This window comes from Pantoea sp. X-Soil-MYKO-1785 (assembly GCF_059730675.1).
In genome coordinates, this window is the sequence record NZ_AP036000.1 from 1,157,072 (window position 1) to 1,172,111 (window position 15,040).

The following is a 15,040-nucleotide window of genomic DNA, read 5'->3' on the forward strand; positions in this document are numbered from 1 at the left end:
ACTTGTCATGTCTGATGTGGGCTGATCGGTCATTCACGATGATAAGGATGATTTGTCGTTATGCTCCAGGCACGATACAGGCTTTCGGCCACCAGCACGCGCACCAGCGGATGGGGCAACGTCAATGCTGACAGTGACCAGCTCTGTTCTGCCGCCGCTTTACAGGCCGGCGCCAGTCCTTCAGGACCGCCGATCAACAGGCTGACATCGCGACCATCTAGCTTCCAGCGCTCAAGCTGCTGCGCCAGCTGTGGGGTTTCCCACGGATGGCCGGGAATATCCAGCGTGACGATGCGATTGCCTTTGCCGACCGCCGCTAACATCGCTTCACCCTCTTTTTCAAGGATGCGTTTGATATCAGCATTTTTGCCGCGTTTACCCGCGGTCACTTCGGTCAGCTCCAGCGGCATATCTTTCGGGAAGCGGCGCAGATACTCCATGAAACCGGTCTGCACCCAGTCAGGCATTTTAGTGCCGACGGCAACAAGTTGCAGTTTCACCGGTTAGCCCCAGAGTTTTTCCAGCTCGTACAGCTGGCGACTCTCTTCCTGCATCACATGCACAATGACATCACCGAGATCGACAACCACCCAATCTGCTGCGCTCTTGCCTTCAATGCCTAACGGCATCAGGCCGGCCGCACGGGACTCCTGCTCAACGTGCTCGGCGATGGAGGTGACGTGACGCGTGGAGGTGCCGGTGCAGATGATCATGAAATCGGTGATGCTGGATTTGCCCTGAACGTCGATGGTGACAATGTCCTGGCCTTTGAGATCATCAATCTTATCAATAACGAACTCTTGGAGTGCTTTACCTTGCAAAAGGTTCCCCTCTAAAACTGGTGGTGACGAGCCGGCTGTAAGCCCGGATTATGCAGCCAAAAAATTAAGCGGCGCAGTATAGCATGCCCGGATCAGTCGCGATATAAGCCTGCGCGGTCGATATAGTCGATAACCGCAGCGGGCAGCAGAGCATCGCAGGACTGGTTGTGATGGCGACGGCGACGGATCTCGGTGGCGGAGATGTCGACCAGCGGCGTTTCTGCCAGCCAGATGTGGCCGGCAGGCTGATGATGAAGCTGTTGTACGTGGTGCGCAAGATGCTGATCGAGCCAGCGCTGCATTTCGGGCGACGACATCTGCGTCGGATAGCCCGGCCGCTGACACACCAGCAGGTGGCAGAGTGACAGCAGATCCTGCCAGCGATGCCACTTTGACAGGTTCAGCAGCGAATCCTGACCGATAATGAAGCCCAGCGGCTGCTGAGCGCCGCGTTCGGCGCGCAGATTTTCCAGCGTGGTCACGGTCCAGGAAGGCGTGTCGCGTTCCAGTTCACGGGTATCAATCTCAAACAGCGGCAATCCGGCGATGGCGCAGCGCAGCATTTCTACCCGCTGGGTGGCGCTGGCTTCCGGCTGCGGACGGTGCGGCGGCACATTGTTCGGCAGCAGCGTCACTTTTTTCAGCCCGGTCTGCTGCGCCAGTGCTTCAACCGGACGCAGATGCCCGAAATGGATCGGATCGAAGGTGCCGCCAAACAGCGCGTGTAACTCAGACATGGGCGAAACTCGCGGGAAACGCGCGGCTGCTGAGCAGCAGCGTCAGGGTTTGCAACTGCGGCCATACCGGCTGGCCGTAATCCTGCTTCAGGGTGATCTCAATCTGGCTCAGCAGATGGATTGCCCGCTGCAAACGCGCCGCATCCAGCCGTTGTAGCGCTTCGGTAAACAGGGCGCGGCGGTTCTGCCAGATGCGCTGTTGATCCATCAGGTTACGCAGCGGCTGTTGCGCCTGGTGACGTTGCAGATGCAGCAGCGTCAGCAGATCGCGTTGCAGGGTACGCAGCAGGATCACTACCTCGCTCTCTTCCCGCTCCAGCTGATGCAGGATATGCAGAGCGCGGCGGCTTTTGCCCGCCAGCACCGCGTCGACCCAGTGGAAAGGGGTGAAGTGCGCCGCATCGCTGACCGCTTCTTCAACCCGCGGTAGCGTCAGTTTGCCGTCTGGCCACTGTAGCGACAGCCGCTCCAGCGCCTGTGCCAGCGCCAGCAGGTTGCCTTCATAGCAGTAGCACAACAGCTGAATGGCAGCGTCATCAACCGCCAGCTTCAGCGCTTTGGCGCGGTTCGCCACCCAGCGCGGCAGCTGCGCCTGCTCGGGAGTCTGACAGGGCACTAATACGGCGGAGGCCGAAAGCGCTTTAAACCAGGCGCTGTTTTCCTGCGCTTTGGTCAGCTTCGGCATCCGGCAAATCAGCAGAATATCGGCGTGCAGCAGTTGCGACAGCTTAACCAGCTGCTCAGCTATCGCGGCATTCGGACCATTGTCGGGGAAGTGCAGGGTGAGCGTCTGACGCTGGGCGAACAGGCTCAGCGACTGACAGCTGACAAACAGGCTTTCCCAGTCGGTCTGGGCATCGAGGGTGACGCTGAAGTGTTCTTCGAATCCCTGAGTCGTCGCTGCCGCGCGGATCGCGTCGGCGCTCTCCTGCAGCAGCAGGGGTTCGTTACCGGCCAACAAATAACAGGCGCGCAGCCCCTCACGGAGCTGCGCGCTGAGTTGTTCAGGATAAATCCTGATCATTGCAGACTGGTGGCAGAGGAAGAAGGGACTTCCTCTGAGTCCTGACCCGGCACCGGAATAGCCGACTGGCGCAGGGTATCTTTATTGTTCAGCTGTGCCGCATGGACCGTCAGCAGTTTACGCACCAGCTGCTCGGCAGCACGCTGACGCATCTCCTGCACAATCATGTCCTGCTCAGCATCTTTCGCCAGCGCCGCATTCGGGTTATCGAAGAACGAACGATAAACCGTGGTGCTGATCGGATAGATGCCTTTGCCCGGCAGCAGCACCTGGGCGGTCAGGGTCATCACCAGCTGGTACTCAGCGGTTCCGCCATTGATAAAGACCGATGCGGTGTCGCGGCCCTGCAATTCGCTACCCAGACGTAAGGTCGGGATATCGGTGCGGTTCTGCTTGCTGTCCTCAACAATGTGCACATTGTTGATACGCAGCTGCTGTCGCACGGTACGCGCCAGTGGACCGTAAGGATCGCCGGTTGAAACAATCAGGGTTTTCAGTTCGGTTGGCACCTGAGTGGTGCCGCGCGGATGAAAACCACAGCCAGCGGTGATCACCACCGCCAGCATGACAAACAGCCTGATAATCGGATGTCGCACAGTTCCTCCTGAACTTAACCTACGACCAGGTTAAGCAGTTTGCCCGGTACATAAATGACTTTACGAATCGTCACGCCGTCCAGGTACTTCGCCACCAGATGCTCCTGAGCGGCGCGTGCCTGAACCTGTTCCTGAGTGGCATCGGCCGGTACGGTAATTTTACCGCGTACTTTACCGTTTACCTGCACCACCACCAGCAGTGAATCTTCCACCATTGCGGCTTCATCAGCAACCGGCCAGCTGGCTTCATCAATCGTTCCTTCGCCGCCCAGCGTCTGCCACAGCACATAGCTGGCATGCGGAGTGAACGGATAGAGCAGACGGACAATCGCCAGCAGAGCTTCCTGCATCAGCGCGCGATCCTGCTCGCTCTCCTGCGGCGCACGTGCCAGTTTGTTCATCAGTTCCATAATGGCGGCGATGGCGGTGTTGAAGGTCTGACGACGGCCAATGTCATCCGCCACTTTGGCGATGGTTTTGTGCAGATCGCGACGCAGCGACTTCTGCTCATCATTAAGGCTGGCGACGTCGAGCGCCACGGTTGCGCCTTTCTGGCTGTGGTCGAAGACCAGCTTCCAGACGCGTTTCAGGAAGCGGTTAGCGCCTTCTACGCCCGATTCCTGCCACTCCAGCGTCATATCGGCCGGGGAAGCAAACATCATGAACAGACGCACGGTATCCGCGCCGTAACGCTCGACCATCAGCTGAGGATCGATGCCGTTGTTCTTCGACTTCGACATTTTGCTCATGCCGGCGTAAATCACTTCGCGGCCCTGGGTGTCAACCGCCTTGACGATGCGGCCTTTCTCATCGCGTTCCACGTTCACATCGACCGGCGACACCCAGTTACGCTCACCGTTGGCACCGAGGTAATAGAAGGCGTCTGCCAGTACCATCCCCTGACACAGCAGGCGCTTAGCCGGTTCATTGGAGTTAACCAGACCGGCGTCACGCAGCAGCTTGTGGAAGAAGCGGAAATACATCAGGTGCATAATGGCGTGTTCAATACCGCCCACATACTGATCGACCGGCAGCCAGTAGTTCGCCGCTGCCGGATCCAGCATGCCTTCGTTGTAGCTGGCGCAGGTGTAGCGCGCGTAGTACCAGGAAGACTCCATAAAGGTGTCGAAGGTGTCGGTTTCACGCAGCGCTGGCTGACCGTTGACGGTGGTTTTTGCCCACTCCGGGTCGGCTTTAATCGGGCTGGTAATGCCGTCCATCACCACATCTTCCGGCAGGATCACCGGCAGCTGATCTTCTGGCGCTGGCATAACCGTGCCATCTTCCAGCGTGACCATCGGGATGGGGGCGCCCCAGTAACGCTGACGTGAAACACCCCAGTCGCGCAGGCGATAGTTCACTTTACGCACGCCCACGCCTTTGGCGGCCAGCGCGTCAGCAATCGCATTGAAGCCTGCGACGTGATCCAGACCGTTAAACTCACCTGAGTTAAACAGCGCGCCTTTCTCGGTCATTGCCGCGGCGCTGACGTCTGGCTCGCTGCCGTCAAGGTTCAGCACCACCGGCTTAATCGGCAGATGGTATTTGGTGGCAAATTCCCAGTCACGCTGATCGTGTGCCGGAACCGCCATCACCGCACCGGTGCCATATTCCATCAGCACGAAGTTAGCGACCCATACCGGGATTGGCTCGCCGGTCAGTGGATGGATAGCGGACAGGCCGGTGGCCATGCCTTTCTTCTCCATGGTCGCCATTTCCGCTTCAGCCACTTTGGTGTTGCGGCATTCGGCGATAAAATCAGCCAGCGCCGGATTATTCACCGACGCCTGGGTGGCCAGCGGATGACCAGCAGCGACTGCGACATAGGTCGCGCCGATAAAGGTGTCCGGACGGGTGGTATAGACGGTTACTTTCTCTTCGCTGTCCGCGACGTCAAAGGTGATCTCTACCCCTTCAGAGCGGCCAATCCAGTTACGCTGCATGGTCTTGACCTGCTCAGGCCACTCTTCCAGCGTATCGAGATCGTTCAGTAACTCTTCCGCGTAGTCGGTGATTTTAATGAACCACTGCGGGATCTCTTTGCGTTCAACTTTGGTATCACAGCGCCAGCAGCAGCCGTCAATCACCTGCTCGTTAGCCAGTACTGTCTGATCGTTCGGGCACCAGTTCACCGCTGAGGTTTTCTTATACACCAGACCTTTTTCATACAGTTTGGTGAAGAACCACTGTTCCCAGCGATAATATTCCGGTTGGCAGGTCGCCAGTTCGCGGCTCCAGTCATAACCAAAACCCAGCAGCTTAAGCTGGTTTTTCATGTAGGCGATGTTGTCGTAGGTCCAGGGCGCCGGCGCGGTATTGTTTTTGACCGCCGCGCCTTCCGCAGGCAGACCGAAAGCATCCCAGCCAATCGGCTGTAGCACGTTTTTGCCGAGCATACGCTGATAACGCGCGATTACGTCACCGATGGTGTAGTTACGAACGTGGCCCATATGCAGGCGGCCAGAAGGATAGGGCAACATGGAGAGGCAATAGTATTTTTCTTTACCTTCCTGCTCAGTCACTTTAAACGTTTCGTTTTCATCCCAGTGCTGCTGCACGCGGGATTCAATCTCTTCCGGGCGGTATTGCTCTTGCATGGCTGCCTGTGGTCCTTAATGAATAACACTTTGCTGACGTTAAGATCCGCATAGCATACCCATAAGGCCGCGCATCAACAACATTTCCCACTTTCGCTGGCGCGATTTGTGTCGAAAGGGTCAACGCCTTCACCCTTTTGTAATTCAACTGACAGACGACACGGCAAACACCATAAAGCGACTAAACTTACTCCAGCGATGACCTACATAAAGGAGAACAAAATGAATAAAGTGGCTCAGGAATATCGCGAGTCGTTAGCGGTACTGACCGAGCGTCTGCGTCAGGGCGATCGCAATATTGATAGTCTGATTAGCGAGCGACGCAGCCAGCTGCTGGCACGTCCGGATCTGACGCCCGCTGAGGTCGATCAGGCGCTCAGCTCGGTGCGCCGCGATTTGGAAGAGTTTGCACGCAGCTATACCGATGTTGAAGAGCCGCTGGCCGATTCGCTGTTTATGCGCATCATCCGGGAAAGCGTCTGGAAAGAGCTGGCGGATATCACCGATAAAAGCCAGCTTGAGTGGCGTGAGGTGTTTCAGGATCTGCATCACCACGGCGTCTATCAGAGCGGTGAAGTGGTGGGGCTGGGCAATCTGGTGTGTGAGAAATGTCAGTTCACCCGGGCGATCTACACGCCGGAAACGCTGTCGCGCTGCCCGGAGTGTGGTCACGATCAGTTCCAGCGTCAGCCTTTCGAACCCTGAAAATCTGGCGGGCACCGGGCCTGATGCTGGGCAGTTAAGCGACGGGTGATAACGCAGTCTGGTGCCGCCCAGGGGCTGGCGGTCCTCGCGCCGCTGCGCGGTTCCTTCACTTCATTCCTCTGCCTGACGGACCGCCCGGGATGGCACATCCTGTGCCGCCCCGCCTTTCGCCCGCGTCCTGCGGGCTCTCCTGGCAGACTCATTCTGCGCAGCGCTGCGGATTGCCTGTCCCTGATCGACCCCAGCCTGCTCTGAAACTTCAGTGTGTATTGTTAAAAAGGGCACAATAGTGGAGGCCTGAGCGCCTCTGCTGCTGAAAGGGCTATCCGCAGCGCTGAGGCGTGGCGTTGGGCCAGAACTCCACGCCGGGAAGCGTAGAGAGTTCGGGGCCTGCCAGGGAGGGCCGATCCGCGAACGGTTCGTCGGCACGACGTCAAAGCCGAAGGCACGGCGTCAGCGGCGCGAGGACGGCCCGGCAGCAGCAGAGGTGCTCAGGCCCGCACCCCGGCCCGCTCGCGCAGAAAAAAAGGCTGCCACGTTTGACCGTGGCAGCCTTTGCAAATTTAACCTTAACTGACCAGCATCAGGGCAGCCGGGCCCGCCTTTTTTAGTGCAAAAGATTAGTGCAGAATTTTTGCGAGGAAGTCTTTGGCTCGGTCAGATTGCGGGTTATTAAAGAAGTCATCTTTGTTGGTGTCTTCGATAATTTTGCCTTCATCCATGAAGATCACGCGATTGGCAACTTTACGGGCGAAGCCCATTTCATGCGTCACCACCATCATCGTCATCCCTTCATGCGCCAGTTCAACCATCACATCCAGCACTTCGTTAATCATCTCGGGATCAAGCGCGGAGGTCGGTTCGTCAAACAGCATCGCAATCGGGTCCATGCAGAGCGCACGGGCAATCGCCACACGCTGCTGCTGGCCGCCCGACAGCTGACCGGGAAACTTATCGGCGTGCGCCGATAACCCCACCCGGTTGAGCAGCTTCAGCCCTTTATCCCGCGCCGCGGCTTTATCGCGCTTCAGCACTTTCACCTGCGCCAGCACCAGATTATTGATAATGCTGAGGTGCGGGAACAGTTCGAAGTGCTGGAACACCATGCCGACCTTGCTGCGTAGCTGGGCGAGATTGGTTTTTTTGTTGTTCACTTCGGTGCCGTTCACCGTGATAACCCCTTGCTGAATCGGCTCCAGGCCGTTCACTGTTTTAATCAGGGTCGATTTACCGGAACCGGACGGTCCGCATACCACCACCACTTCACCTTTTTTAACCTCGGTAGAGCAGTCGGTCAGCACCTGAAAGTGACCATACCACTTAGAAACGTTTTTCAGGCTAATCATTTAAACCGTCCTTTTTCTTTTTAGATAACTGACCAGCAGTGACGCGCTCAGGCTGATAACGAAGTAGACCAGACCGGCAAACAGAACCATTTCAACCTGGGTACCGTCGCGTTCACCAATGGTGGACGCCGTCCGGAAGAAGTCCGCCAGGCTTAAGACATAGACCAGTGAGGTATCCTGGAACAGTACGATCCCCTGAGTCAGCAGCAGTGGCACCATGGCGCGGAACGCCTGCGGCAGGATAATCAGTTTCATCGACTGCCACTGAGTCATGCCCAGCGCCAGGGCCGCGTTCCCCTGACCGCGCGAAATACTGATGATGCCGGCGCGGATAATTTCAGAGTAATAGGCCGCTTCAAACAGCGAGAAGGCCACCATGGCGGAGATCAGGCGGATATCGGTTTTCGGCGATAATCCCAGCACCTGCTGCAGGAAGCTCGGTACCACCAGATAGAACCACAGCAGCACCATTACCAGCGGCACCGAGCGGAACAGGTTGACGTACAGTCTGGCGAACCAGCTGACCGGCTTGAGGGTCGACAGGCGCATCACTGCCAGCAGCGTGCCCCAGATAATGCCGAATACCACAGCGGTAATGGTGATCTTGAAGGTGATCACCAGGCCGTTAAACAGATAGGGCAGGCTGGGGGTAATTGAACTCCAGTCAAACTCGTACATTACTTGCCTCCCCCATTGCCAGGCAGACGCACTTTGCGTTCCACCAGGCTCATTAACAACATGATCACCAGGTTAATCGCGATGTAGGCCAGCGTTATGGCGGTGAAAGATTCATAGGCGTGTGCGGAGTAGTCCAGCAGTTTGCCCGCCTGCGCCGCCATATCGACCAGCCCGATAGTCGAAGCGATGGCGGAATTCTTCACCAGGTTGAGCATCTCTGAAGTCATCGGCGGCACAATCACCCGATAGGCGTTGGGCAGCAGCACGTAGCGGTAGGTCTGTGGCAGGGTTAAGCCCATCGCCAGACCGGCATTCTTTTGACCGCGCGGCAGTGACTGAATCGCGGCACGCACCTGCTCACAGACGCGGGCGGCGGTAAACAGACCCAGGCAGATCACCGATGAGACGAAGAACTGAATGTTGGGGTCCAGCTCAGACTTAAACCACATGCCCAGCTTTTCACCCACCAGTTCCGGGGCCACCAGATACCAGAAGAAGAACTGCACAATCAGTGGAATGTTGCGAAACAGTTCGACATAGCAGGTGCCAATGGTCGCCAGCAGGCGATTAGGCACGGTACGCAGAATGCCGAAAAGTGAACCTACGCAGAAGGCAATAATCCAGGCGCAGCAGGAGACGGCAATCGTCACCTGAAAACCGGACCACAGCCAGCCGAGATAGGTCGTGTTACCGAACGGGGCCTGTTCGAGAAAAATGCCCCAGTTCCAATCGATACCCATAACGAGCTCCGGTAAAAAAGGGTAGCTAAGCTACCCTGAAGATTGATGAACGGCGTTTTATCTCCTGCACCAGGGGAACGACCCGGTTCAGTCTGTCTGTCCGCGCCGCGGTTTCAGCAATCGAGAGGGCAGCCTGGCCGCCCTTGTTATACCCGCCGTCTTTCAGGCTGCATTTTTGTTGGCTACGCTCACACCCGAATCACTTACCTGAGCAGGCTCATCGGGATTCATTCTCTTGCCGCCTCAATGCAACCTGAAATCCATTGGGTATTTTGTTGTTAGTTCAGTGCTTTATCATTCGGCGTTTTGAACAGTGCTTTCATGTCATCCGACAGTTCAAAGTTCATGTTCAGGTTCTTCGGTGGGATCGGCTGTTTGAACCAGGTGTCGAACCATTTTTCAGCCTGGCCTGAGGTCTGGGCTTTGGCGATGGTTTCATCCACTAAAGTTTTGAACTGCGGATCGTCTTTACGCAGCATGCAACCGTAAGCCTCTTTGGACTGCGGCGTGCCTAAGATTTCCCAGTTATCGGGTTTTTTCGCTTTGGCGCGTTCACCGGCCAGCAGCGCATCATCCATCATAAAGGCCACGGCACGCCCGGTTTCCAGCGTACGGAAAGAGTCGCCATGATCCTTCGCGCTGATAATGCGCATCTCCAGTTTCTGCTCGTCGTTCAGTTTGTGTAACAGTACTTCAGAGGTGGTCCCGGAGGTCACCACCACGGTTTTGCCTTTCAGGTCGGTGAAATCTTTGATCGGACCGCCTTTTTTCACCAGCAGACGGGTACCAATGACGAAAATGGTGTCAGAGAAGGCTGCCTGTTTCTGGCGCTCAAGGTTGTTGGTGGTGGATCCACACTCAAAATCGTAGGTGCCGTTTTGCAGCAGCGGGATACGGTTCTGCGAGGTAATCGGAATCATTTTGATCTGCAGGTCAGGCTTGTTCAGCTTCGCTTTAATGGCGTCCACAATGGCAGCGGAATAGGCCTGTGAGTAGCCGACGACTTTTTGCTGGTTGTCATAATAAGAAAAGGGAACTGATGATTCGCGGTGCCCGACCACAATGACGCCGTTGTCATTGATCTTCTTCAGGGTGCCGCTGAGATCTTCCGCCTGGGCCGCTCCCGCTGCTGCGCTGATCAGCAGAAGAGATAATGCCACTTTGCGTAGTTGCATGTTCCAACTCCTTCGTATGGAAAATGCACAGGATATAACCTGTGCTGATTATGATGTTGTGTGTATTTCCTGCTGCTTTTCTGGCTATCCCGTAGCGCAGCTGCGCGCAGAATAGTCACTAACATAGCGGATTGTTAACGCGATGAAACAAAAAAGTTTCTTTTTTGCGAGGTGATCCGCACCAAAAAAAGGCAATTTTTCCTGCCTGCGCGCTAACGGTGCAGGCGAAGCGATTAATTTGGTGCAACCGACCTGCTGTCAGCGTATGCAGTGCGCCTGTTTGCGAAAAACACTGAAATAATTAGCAATCATCGTGCCAGAAACGCGTTTCAGCGCGCTAACGCAGCAGAGTCTGCGGTGCGGGGAGGGGAAAATAGCGGGACAAAGCGATAAAAAAAGGCGAAGCAGCCGCTTCGCCTTTGAGCAGGATGAATCAGCGTCGGCGGCGCAGCACTGCCGCCAGAGCGGCCAGCGCCGTCAGAACCCACACCGGCCAGACGCCTGCATGGGCATAGGGAGTTTCACCAGTGGTCGGAACCACTTTGTCGGTTAACACCGCCCGGCTGAACTGCGGCAGCATCTTCTCAACCTCGCCGCTGGCGTTCACCACCGCGGTCACGCCGTTGTTGGTGCTGCGTAACAGCGGACGGCCCAGCTCCAGCGCCCGCATTCGTGCCATCTGGAAATGCTGCCATGGACCAATCGAGTGACCAAACCAGGCATCGTTAGAGACCGTCAGCAGAAAATTGGTGTCGGGATGGAAGTTGGCGCGCACCTGTTCACCCAGCACAATCTCATAGCAAATGGCGCTGGTCAGGTTGTAACCGGCCACCCTGAGCTGCGGCTGAAGGTAAGCGCCACGGCTGAAAGCGGACATCGGCAGATCGAAGAACGGAGCCAGTGGGCGCAGCAGATCGGCCAGTGGAACAAACTCGCCAAACGGCACCAGATGATTTTTCTGGTAGCGATTGCCGCTGAAGTAATTATAAGGCGCATCGCCGCCTAACACGATCACCGTGTTGTAATCGTGATAGCGGTTCTGCTCGAGGCGCGAGTCAACGATGCCGGTCACCAGAGCACTGCCGCGCGCGCGCAGCTCATCATCCAGTGAGCGCAGGAACGGCTGCTGATTACTTTCCAGATCGGTAATCGCTGATTCCGGCCAGATGATAATCGGGGTTTTGCCGATCAACGGCTGGCTGAGTCCGCTGTAAATGCGCAGCGTGTTCAGCAACTGTTGCGGGTCCCACTTCATCGACTGCGGAATGTTACCCTGTACCAGCGCGACATCGACTGCACGGGACGGTAACGGCTGAACCCACTGGATGTAGCGCAGCGGCCAGGGCAGGGCCAGCAGCAGCAGGGCCGCCGCCAGGCTTTTCACATTGCGCTGTTGCAGGGCATACACCAGCAGGCCGGCGACCACCATCAGCACAAAGGTAATGGTTTCCACGCCGCCCAGCGGTGCCACGCCTTTCAGCGGGCCGTTGATCTGGCTGTAACCAAACTGCAGCCACGGAAACCCGGTGAGGATCCAGCCGCGCAAAAACTCGGTGATCTGCCATAACGCCGGGGCCGCCAGCGCCAGACGCCATAACGTGGTGCGCGGCCACAGGCGATTAAGCAGCCCGGCAAACAGCGCCGGGTAGATCGCCAGATAGGCGGCCAGCAGCACCACCAACAAGACGTTCACCGGGCCGGGCATCCCACCAAAGGTCGCAATGCTGACGTAAACCCAGTTGATGCCGCTGCCGAACAGGCCAAACCCCCAGACGAAGCCAATCGCACTGGCCTGAGGGCTGGTGCGATTAAGGGTCAGAAGCTGTAAGCCGCACAGCGACAGCAGTGCGGCGGGCCAGAAATCATAAGGGGAGAAGGCGAGGGTGCCAGACGCACCCGTTAATAAAGCCAGCAGCAGGCGAACCCGCTGACGCGGGTAAAGTGAGGCTAAAGCCATAAACTTATTCGTCATCCAGTTGAGGTTGTGGCGAATTATCCGGAATAGTGACATGAACCTGGATGATACGGCGGCTGTCGGCCATCGCAACTTTGAACTGGTAACCGTCGATGTCGATGCTCTCACCGCGTGCGGGCAGATGGCCGAAGCCCTGCATCACCAGGCCACCAATGGTGTCGACTTCGTCATCGCTGAACTGTGTGCCGAACACGTCATTAAAATCTTCAATCGCGGTTAACGCCCGCACCGTAAAGGTGTGGCGGTTAAGCTGACGGATGTCACGATCTTCTTCATCGTCATACTCATCCTCAATCTCACCGACGATCAGCTCCAGAATGTCTTCGATGGTGACCAGGCCGGAGACGCCGCCAAACTCATCGATCACAATCGCCATGTGGTAACGCTGAGAACGGAACTCTTTCAGCATCCGGTCTACGCGCTTGCTTTCAGGTACCACCACCGCCGGGCGCAGCACTTTCTCAATGCTGAACGGTTCAGATTCGCTGCTCATAAACGGCAGTAAATCTTTGGCCATCAGGATCCCTTCAACGTGATCTTTGTCTTCGCTGATCACCGGGAAGCGCGAATGTGCCGACTCGATAATCACATCCAGACACTCTTCGAGGTTCTGATTGCGTTTCAGGGTAATCATTTGCGAGCGCGGGATCATAATGTCACGCACGCGCTGCTCCGCAATATCCAGCACCCCTTCGAGCATGTCGCGGGTATCCTGGTCAATCAGGTCTTTATGATTTGAGTCGCGGATCAGCTCCAGTAGTTCATCACGGTTTTTCGGTTCACCGTGAAAAAGTTGGTTGATCAACAGGGAAAAGAATCCCTTTTTACTACTGGGTGCATCGCTGTTTTGAGAATGGTCGTCGCTCATGGCGGTTTTTAAAGATCTCTCTGGTGAGGAATTAACGCTGCCAGCGTAGCGCTGGCAGCAGGATAGCCGGAACCCGGAGGTCAGGCGTCTTCTTTCTCCGAAATGTACGGATCAGGATAACCAAGAGCAAGCATTATCTCGGTCTCCAGTGACTCCATCTCCTCGGCTTCGTCGTCTTCAATATGGTCGTAGCCCAGCAGATGAAGCGTGCCGTGTACCACCATGTGTGCCCAGTGGGCCTCGGTGCTTTTGTGCTGCTCAGCCGCCTCCTGCTCGACCACCTGACGACAAATAATCAGGTCACCGAGCAGCGGCAGTTCGATACCAGGCGGCGCTTCAAACGGGAAAGAGAGCACGTTGGTCGGCTTATCTTTACCGCGATAAGTCAGATTAAGCTCATGACTTTCCGCTTCATCGACCAGACGCACCGTCACTTCGCTTTCCGGCTGGAAAGGGGTGACCGCCGCGGATAGCCAGCGGTGAAACTGGCTTTCAGTGGGCAGGTCGGCGCTGTTTTCACAGGCGATCTGCAGGTCAAGAATCACCTCGCTCATTTGCTCTCCTGCGTCACGCTCTGGGCGGCCAGCGCCTCGCGTTTACGCTCTTCCGCCTGCTGATCGCGGCGCTTCTGATCGGCCGCTTCCCAGGCTTCATAGGCGGTGACGATACGCGCTACCACCGGGTGGCGCACCACATCTTCACTGTGGAAGAAGTTGAAGCTGATCTCTTTCACTTCCGACAGCACTTCAATCGCATGACGCAGGCCCGATTTAACGTGGCGCGGCAGGTCGATCTGGGTGACGTCACCGGTAATGACCGCTTTAGAGTTGAAGCCGATACGCGTCAGGAACATCTTCATCTGTTCGATGGTGGTGTTCTGGCTCTCATCGAGAATGATAAACGCGTCATTCAGCGTACGGCCACGCATGTAGGCCAGCGGAGCCACTTCAATCACGTTGCGTTCCATCAGCTTCTCAACCCGCTCAAAGCCGAGCATCTCGAACAGCGCGTCATACAGCGGGCGCAGATAAGGGTCCACCTTCTGACTCAGATCGCCGGGCAGAAAGCCGAGTTTCTCGCCCGCTTCAACTGCCGGGCGGGTCAGCAGGATCCGGCGAATCTCCTGACGTTCCAGCGCATCGACCGCCGCCGCGACTGCCAGGTAGGTTTTACCGGTCCCGGCCGGGCCAACACCAAAGGTGATGTCATGGTCGAGCACGTTGGCGATGTACTGTGCCTGGTTTGGCGTGCGTGGCTTGATGACGCCGCGCTTGGTCTTGATATTGACCGCTTTGCCATATTCCGGCACGCTTTCGGCGGTCTGCTCCAGTACCCGGCTCTCTTTGATCGCCAGATGGATCTGGTCCGGCTCAATATCCGGAATGTCGCCGCGTACCGGGGCGGTATCCACATACAGTGTTTTCAGAATATCAGCCGCCGCATTCACGCAGAGTGCGCGGCCCACCAGCTTAAAGACGTTGTCCCGACGGTTGATCTCAATACCCAGACGACGTTCAAGCTGTTTCACATTGTCGTCAAATGGACCGCACAGGCTCATCAGACGACGGTTATCGGCCGGTTCAAGGGCGATTTCACGAGTTTCGATATTCAAACGAATCCTTTGGGTCACTCAGGGCCAGTTATGAGGTGTGTCTGACGCACCGTTGGGCTTAACCGGATGCACCATAACGAAATTATTTATGCCGTAACGCCTGGGCGCAAGCTTAAGAAAAGATATTTGGGCGGCACTTTCAGAAACCAAGTGCAACAAAGTGAAA

At 56.6% G+C, this 15,040-nt stretch carries 15 protein-coding genes; 1 reads left to right on the top strand and 14 read right to left on the bottom strand.

The genetic code is table 11. The features are described from left to right. Positions 1-29: 29 nt before the first annotated feature. From rlmH to leuS, 6 genes are all read right to left on the bottom strand, one after another. Positions 30-500: a 23S rRNA (pseudouridine(1915)-N(3))-methyltransferase RlmH gene (gene rlmH, locus AC6I8D_RS05345; protein ID WP_031377197.1), complete on the bottom strand. Its 471-nt coding sequence runs from the start codon at positions 498-500 to the stop codon at positions 30-32. A gap of 3 nt (positions 501-503) precedes the next feature. Next, a complete protein-coding gene (gene rsfS / locus AC6I8D_RS05350) occupies positions 504-821 on the bottom strand; it encodes a ribosome silencing factor (RefSeq protein WP_031377198.1) in 318 nt (105 codons plus the stop codon). Between the two features lie 92 nt (positions 822-913). Then, positions 914-1,558: a nicotinate-nucleotide adenylyltransferase gene (gene nadD, locus AC6I8D_RS05355; RefSeq protein ID WP_312758086.1), complete on the bottom strand. Its 645-nt coding sequence runs from the start codon at positions 1,556-1,558 to the stop codon at positions 914-916. Beyond that, positions 1,551-2,582 (bottom strand): DNA polymerase III subunit delta, encoded by a 1,032-nt coding sequence (holA, locus tag AC6I8D_RS05360; protein WP_312053673.1) that lies wholly within the window; start codon positions 2,580-2,582, stop codon positions 1,551-1,553. Before holA ends, nadD begins: the two co-directional genes overlap by 8 nt. After that, positions 2,579-3,178: an LPS assembly lipoprotein LptE gene (gene lptE / locus AC6I8D_RS05365; protein WP_312053675.1), complete on the bottom strand. Its 600-nt coding sequence runs from the start codon at positions 3,176-3,178 to the stop codon at positions 2,579-2,581. The genes holA and lptE overlap by 4 nt, the downstream gene beginning before the upstream one ends. Before the next feature lie 14 nt (positions 3,179-3,192). After that, on the bottom strand, positions 3,193-5,775 hold the full coding sequence (gene leuS / locus AC6I8D_RS05370; RefSeq protein WP_497819758.1) for a leucine--tRNA ligase: 2,583 nt from the start codon (positions 5,773-5,775) through the stop codon (positions 3,193-3,195). A 222-nt stretch (positions 5,776-5,997) separates the two neighbouring features. Here leuS and AC6I8D_RS05375 point away from each other — a divergent pair, with 222 nt between their 5' ends. After that, positions 5,998-6,480, top strand: a complete 483-nt coding sequence (locus AC6I8D_RS05375) for a zinc ribbon-containing protein (RefSeq protein WP_312053678.1) — start codon at positions 5,998-6,000, stop codon at positions 6,478-6,480. Between the two features lie 620 nt (positions 6,481-7,100). Here the strand turns inward: AC6I8D_RS05375 and AC6I8D_RS05380 are convergent. The 8 genes from AC6I8D_RS05380 to AC6I8D_RS05415 form a co-directional block, all read right to left on the bottom strand. Continuing rightward, positions 7,101-7,826 (bottom strand): amino acid ABC transporter ATP-binding protein, encoded by a 726-nt coding sequence (locus AC6I8D_RS05380; RefSeq protein ID WP_031374788.1) that lies wholly within the window; start codon positions 7,824-7,826, stop codon positions 7,101-7,103. After that, on the bottom strand, positions 7,827-8,504 hold the full coding sequence (gltK, locus tag AC6I8D_RS05385; protein ID WP_312053679.1) for a glutamate/aspartate ABC transporter permease GltK: 678 nt from the start codon (positions 8,502-8,504) through the stop codon (positions 7,827-7,829). Continuing rightward, positions 8,504-9,244 (bottom strand): amino acid ABC transporter permease, encoded by a 741-nt coding sequence (locus tag AC6I8D_RS05390; protein ID WP_312053681.1) that lies wholly within the window; start codon positions 9,242-9,244, stop codon positions 8,504-8,506. The genes gltK and AC6I8D_RS05390 overlap by 1 nt, the downstream gene beginning before the upstream one ends. A gap of 278 nt (positions 9,245-9,522) precedes the next feature. Further along, positions 9,523-10,419, bottom strand: a complete 897-nt coding sequence (locus AC6I8D_RS05395) for an amino acid ABC transporter substrate-binding protein (RefSeq protein WP_312053682.1) — start codon at positions 10,417-10,419, stop codon at positions 9,523-9,525. Positions 10,420-10,852: 433 nt separating this feature from the next. Next, positions 10,853-12,376 (bottom strand): apolipoprotein N-acyltransferase, encoded by a 1,524-nt coding sequence (lnt, locus tag AC6I8D_RS05400; RefSeq protein ID WP_497819759.1) that lies wholly within the window; start codon positions 12,374-12,376, stop codon positions 10,853-10,855. A gap of 4 nt (positions 12,377-12,380) precedes the next feature. Then, entirely contained in the window at positions 12,381-13,262 is an 882-nt protein-coding gene (gene corC / locus AC6I8D_RS05405; RefSeq protein ID WP_312053686.1) for a CNNM family magnesium/cobalt transport protein CorC, read from the bottom strand. A gap of 80 nt (positions 13,263-13,342) precedes the next feature. Further along, positions 13,343-13,816, bottom strand: a complete 474-nt coding sequence (gene ybeY / locus AC6I8D_RS05410; RefSeq protein ID WP_031374793.1) for an rRNA maturation RNase YbeY — start codon at positions 13,814-13,816, stop codon at positions 13,343-13,345. Next, positions 13,813-14,874: a PhoH family protein gene (locus tag AC6I8D_RS05415; RefSeq protein WP_497819760.1), complete on the bottom strand. Its 1,062-nt coding sequence runs from the start codon at positions 14,872-14,874 to the stop codon at positions 13,813-13,815. Before AC6I8D_RS05415 ends, ybeY begins: the two co-directional genes overlap by 4 nt. Positions 14,875-15,040: the final 166 nt, after the last annotated feature.

Bases quoted from the DNA above. Each gene is read 5' to 3' on its own strand.
- nadD (WP_312758086.1), bottom strand. From the start codon at position 1,558: ATGTCTGAGTTACACGCGCTGTTTGGCGGCACCTTCGATCCGATCCAT.
- holA (WP_312053673.1), bottom strand. From the start codon at position 2,582: ATGATCAGGATTTATCCTGAACAACTCAGCGCGCAGCTCCGTGAGGGG.
- leuS (WP_497819758.1), bottom strand. From the start codon at position 5,775: ATGCAAGAGCAATACCGCCCGGAAGAGATTGAATCCCGCGTGCAGCAG.
- AC6I8D_RS05375 (WP_312053678.1), top strand. From the start codon at position 5,998: ATGAATAAAGTGGCTCAGGAATATCGCGAGTCGTTAGCGGTACTGACC.
- AC6I8D_RS05380 (WP_031374788.1), bottom strand. From the start codon at position 7,826: ATGATTAGCCTGAAAAACGTTTCTAAGTGGTATGGTCACTTTCAGGTG.
- gltK (WP_312053679.1), bottom strand. From the start codon at position 8,504: ATGTACGAGTTTGACTGGAGTTCAATTACCCCCAGCCTGCCCTATCTG.
- AC6I8D_RS05390 (WP_312053681.1), bottom strand. From the start codon at position 9,244: ATGGGTATCGATTGGAACTGGGGCATTTTTCTCGAACAGGCCCCGTTC.
- AC6I8D_RS05395 (WP_312053682.1), bottom strand. From the start codon at position 10,419: ATGCAACTACGCAAAGTGGCATTATCTCTTCTGCTGATCAGCGCAGCA.
- lnt (WP_497819759.1), bottom strand. From the start codon at position 12,376: ATGGCTTTAGCCTCACTTTACCCGCGTCAGCGGGTTCGCCTGCTGCTG.
- corC (WP_312053686.1), bottom strand. From the start codon at position 13,262: ATGAGCGACGACCATTCTCAAAACAGCGATGCACCCAGTAGTAAAAAG.
- ybeY (WP_031374793.1), bottom strand. From the start codon at position 13,816: ATGAGCGAGGTGATTCTTGACCTGCAGATCGCCTGTGAAAACAGCGCC.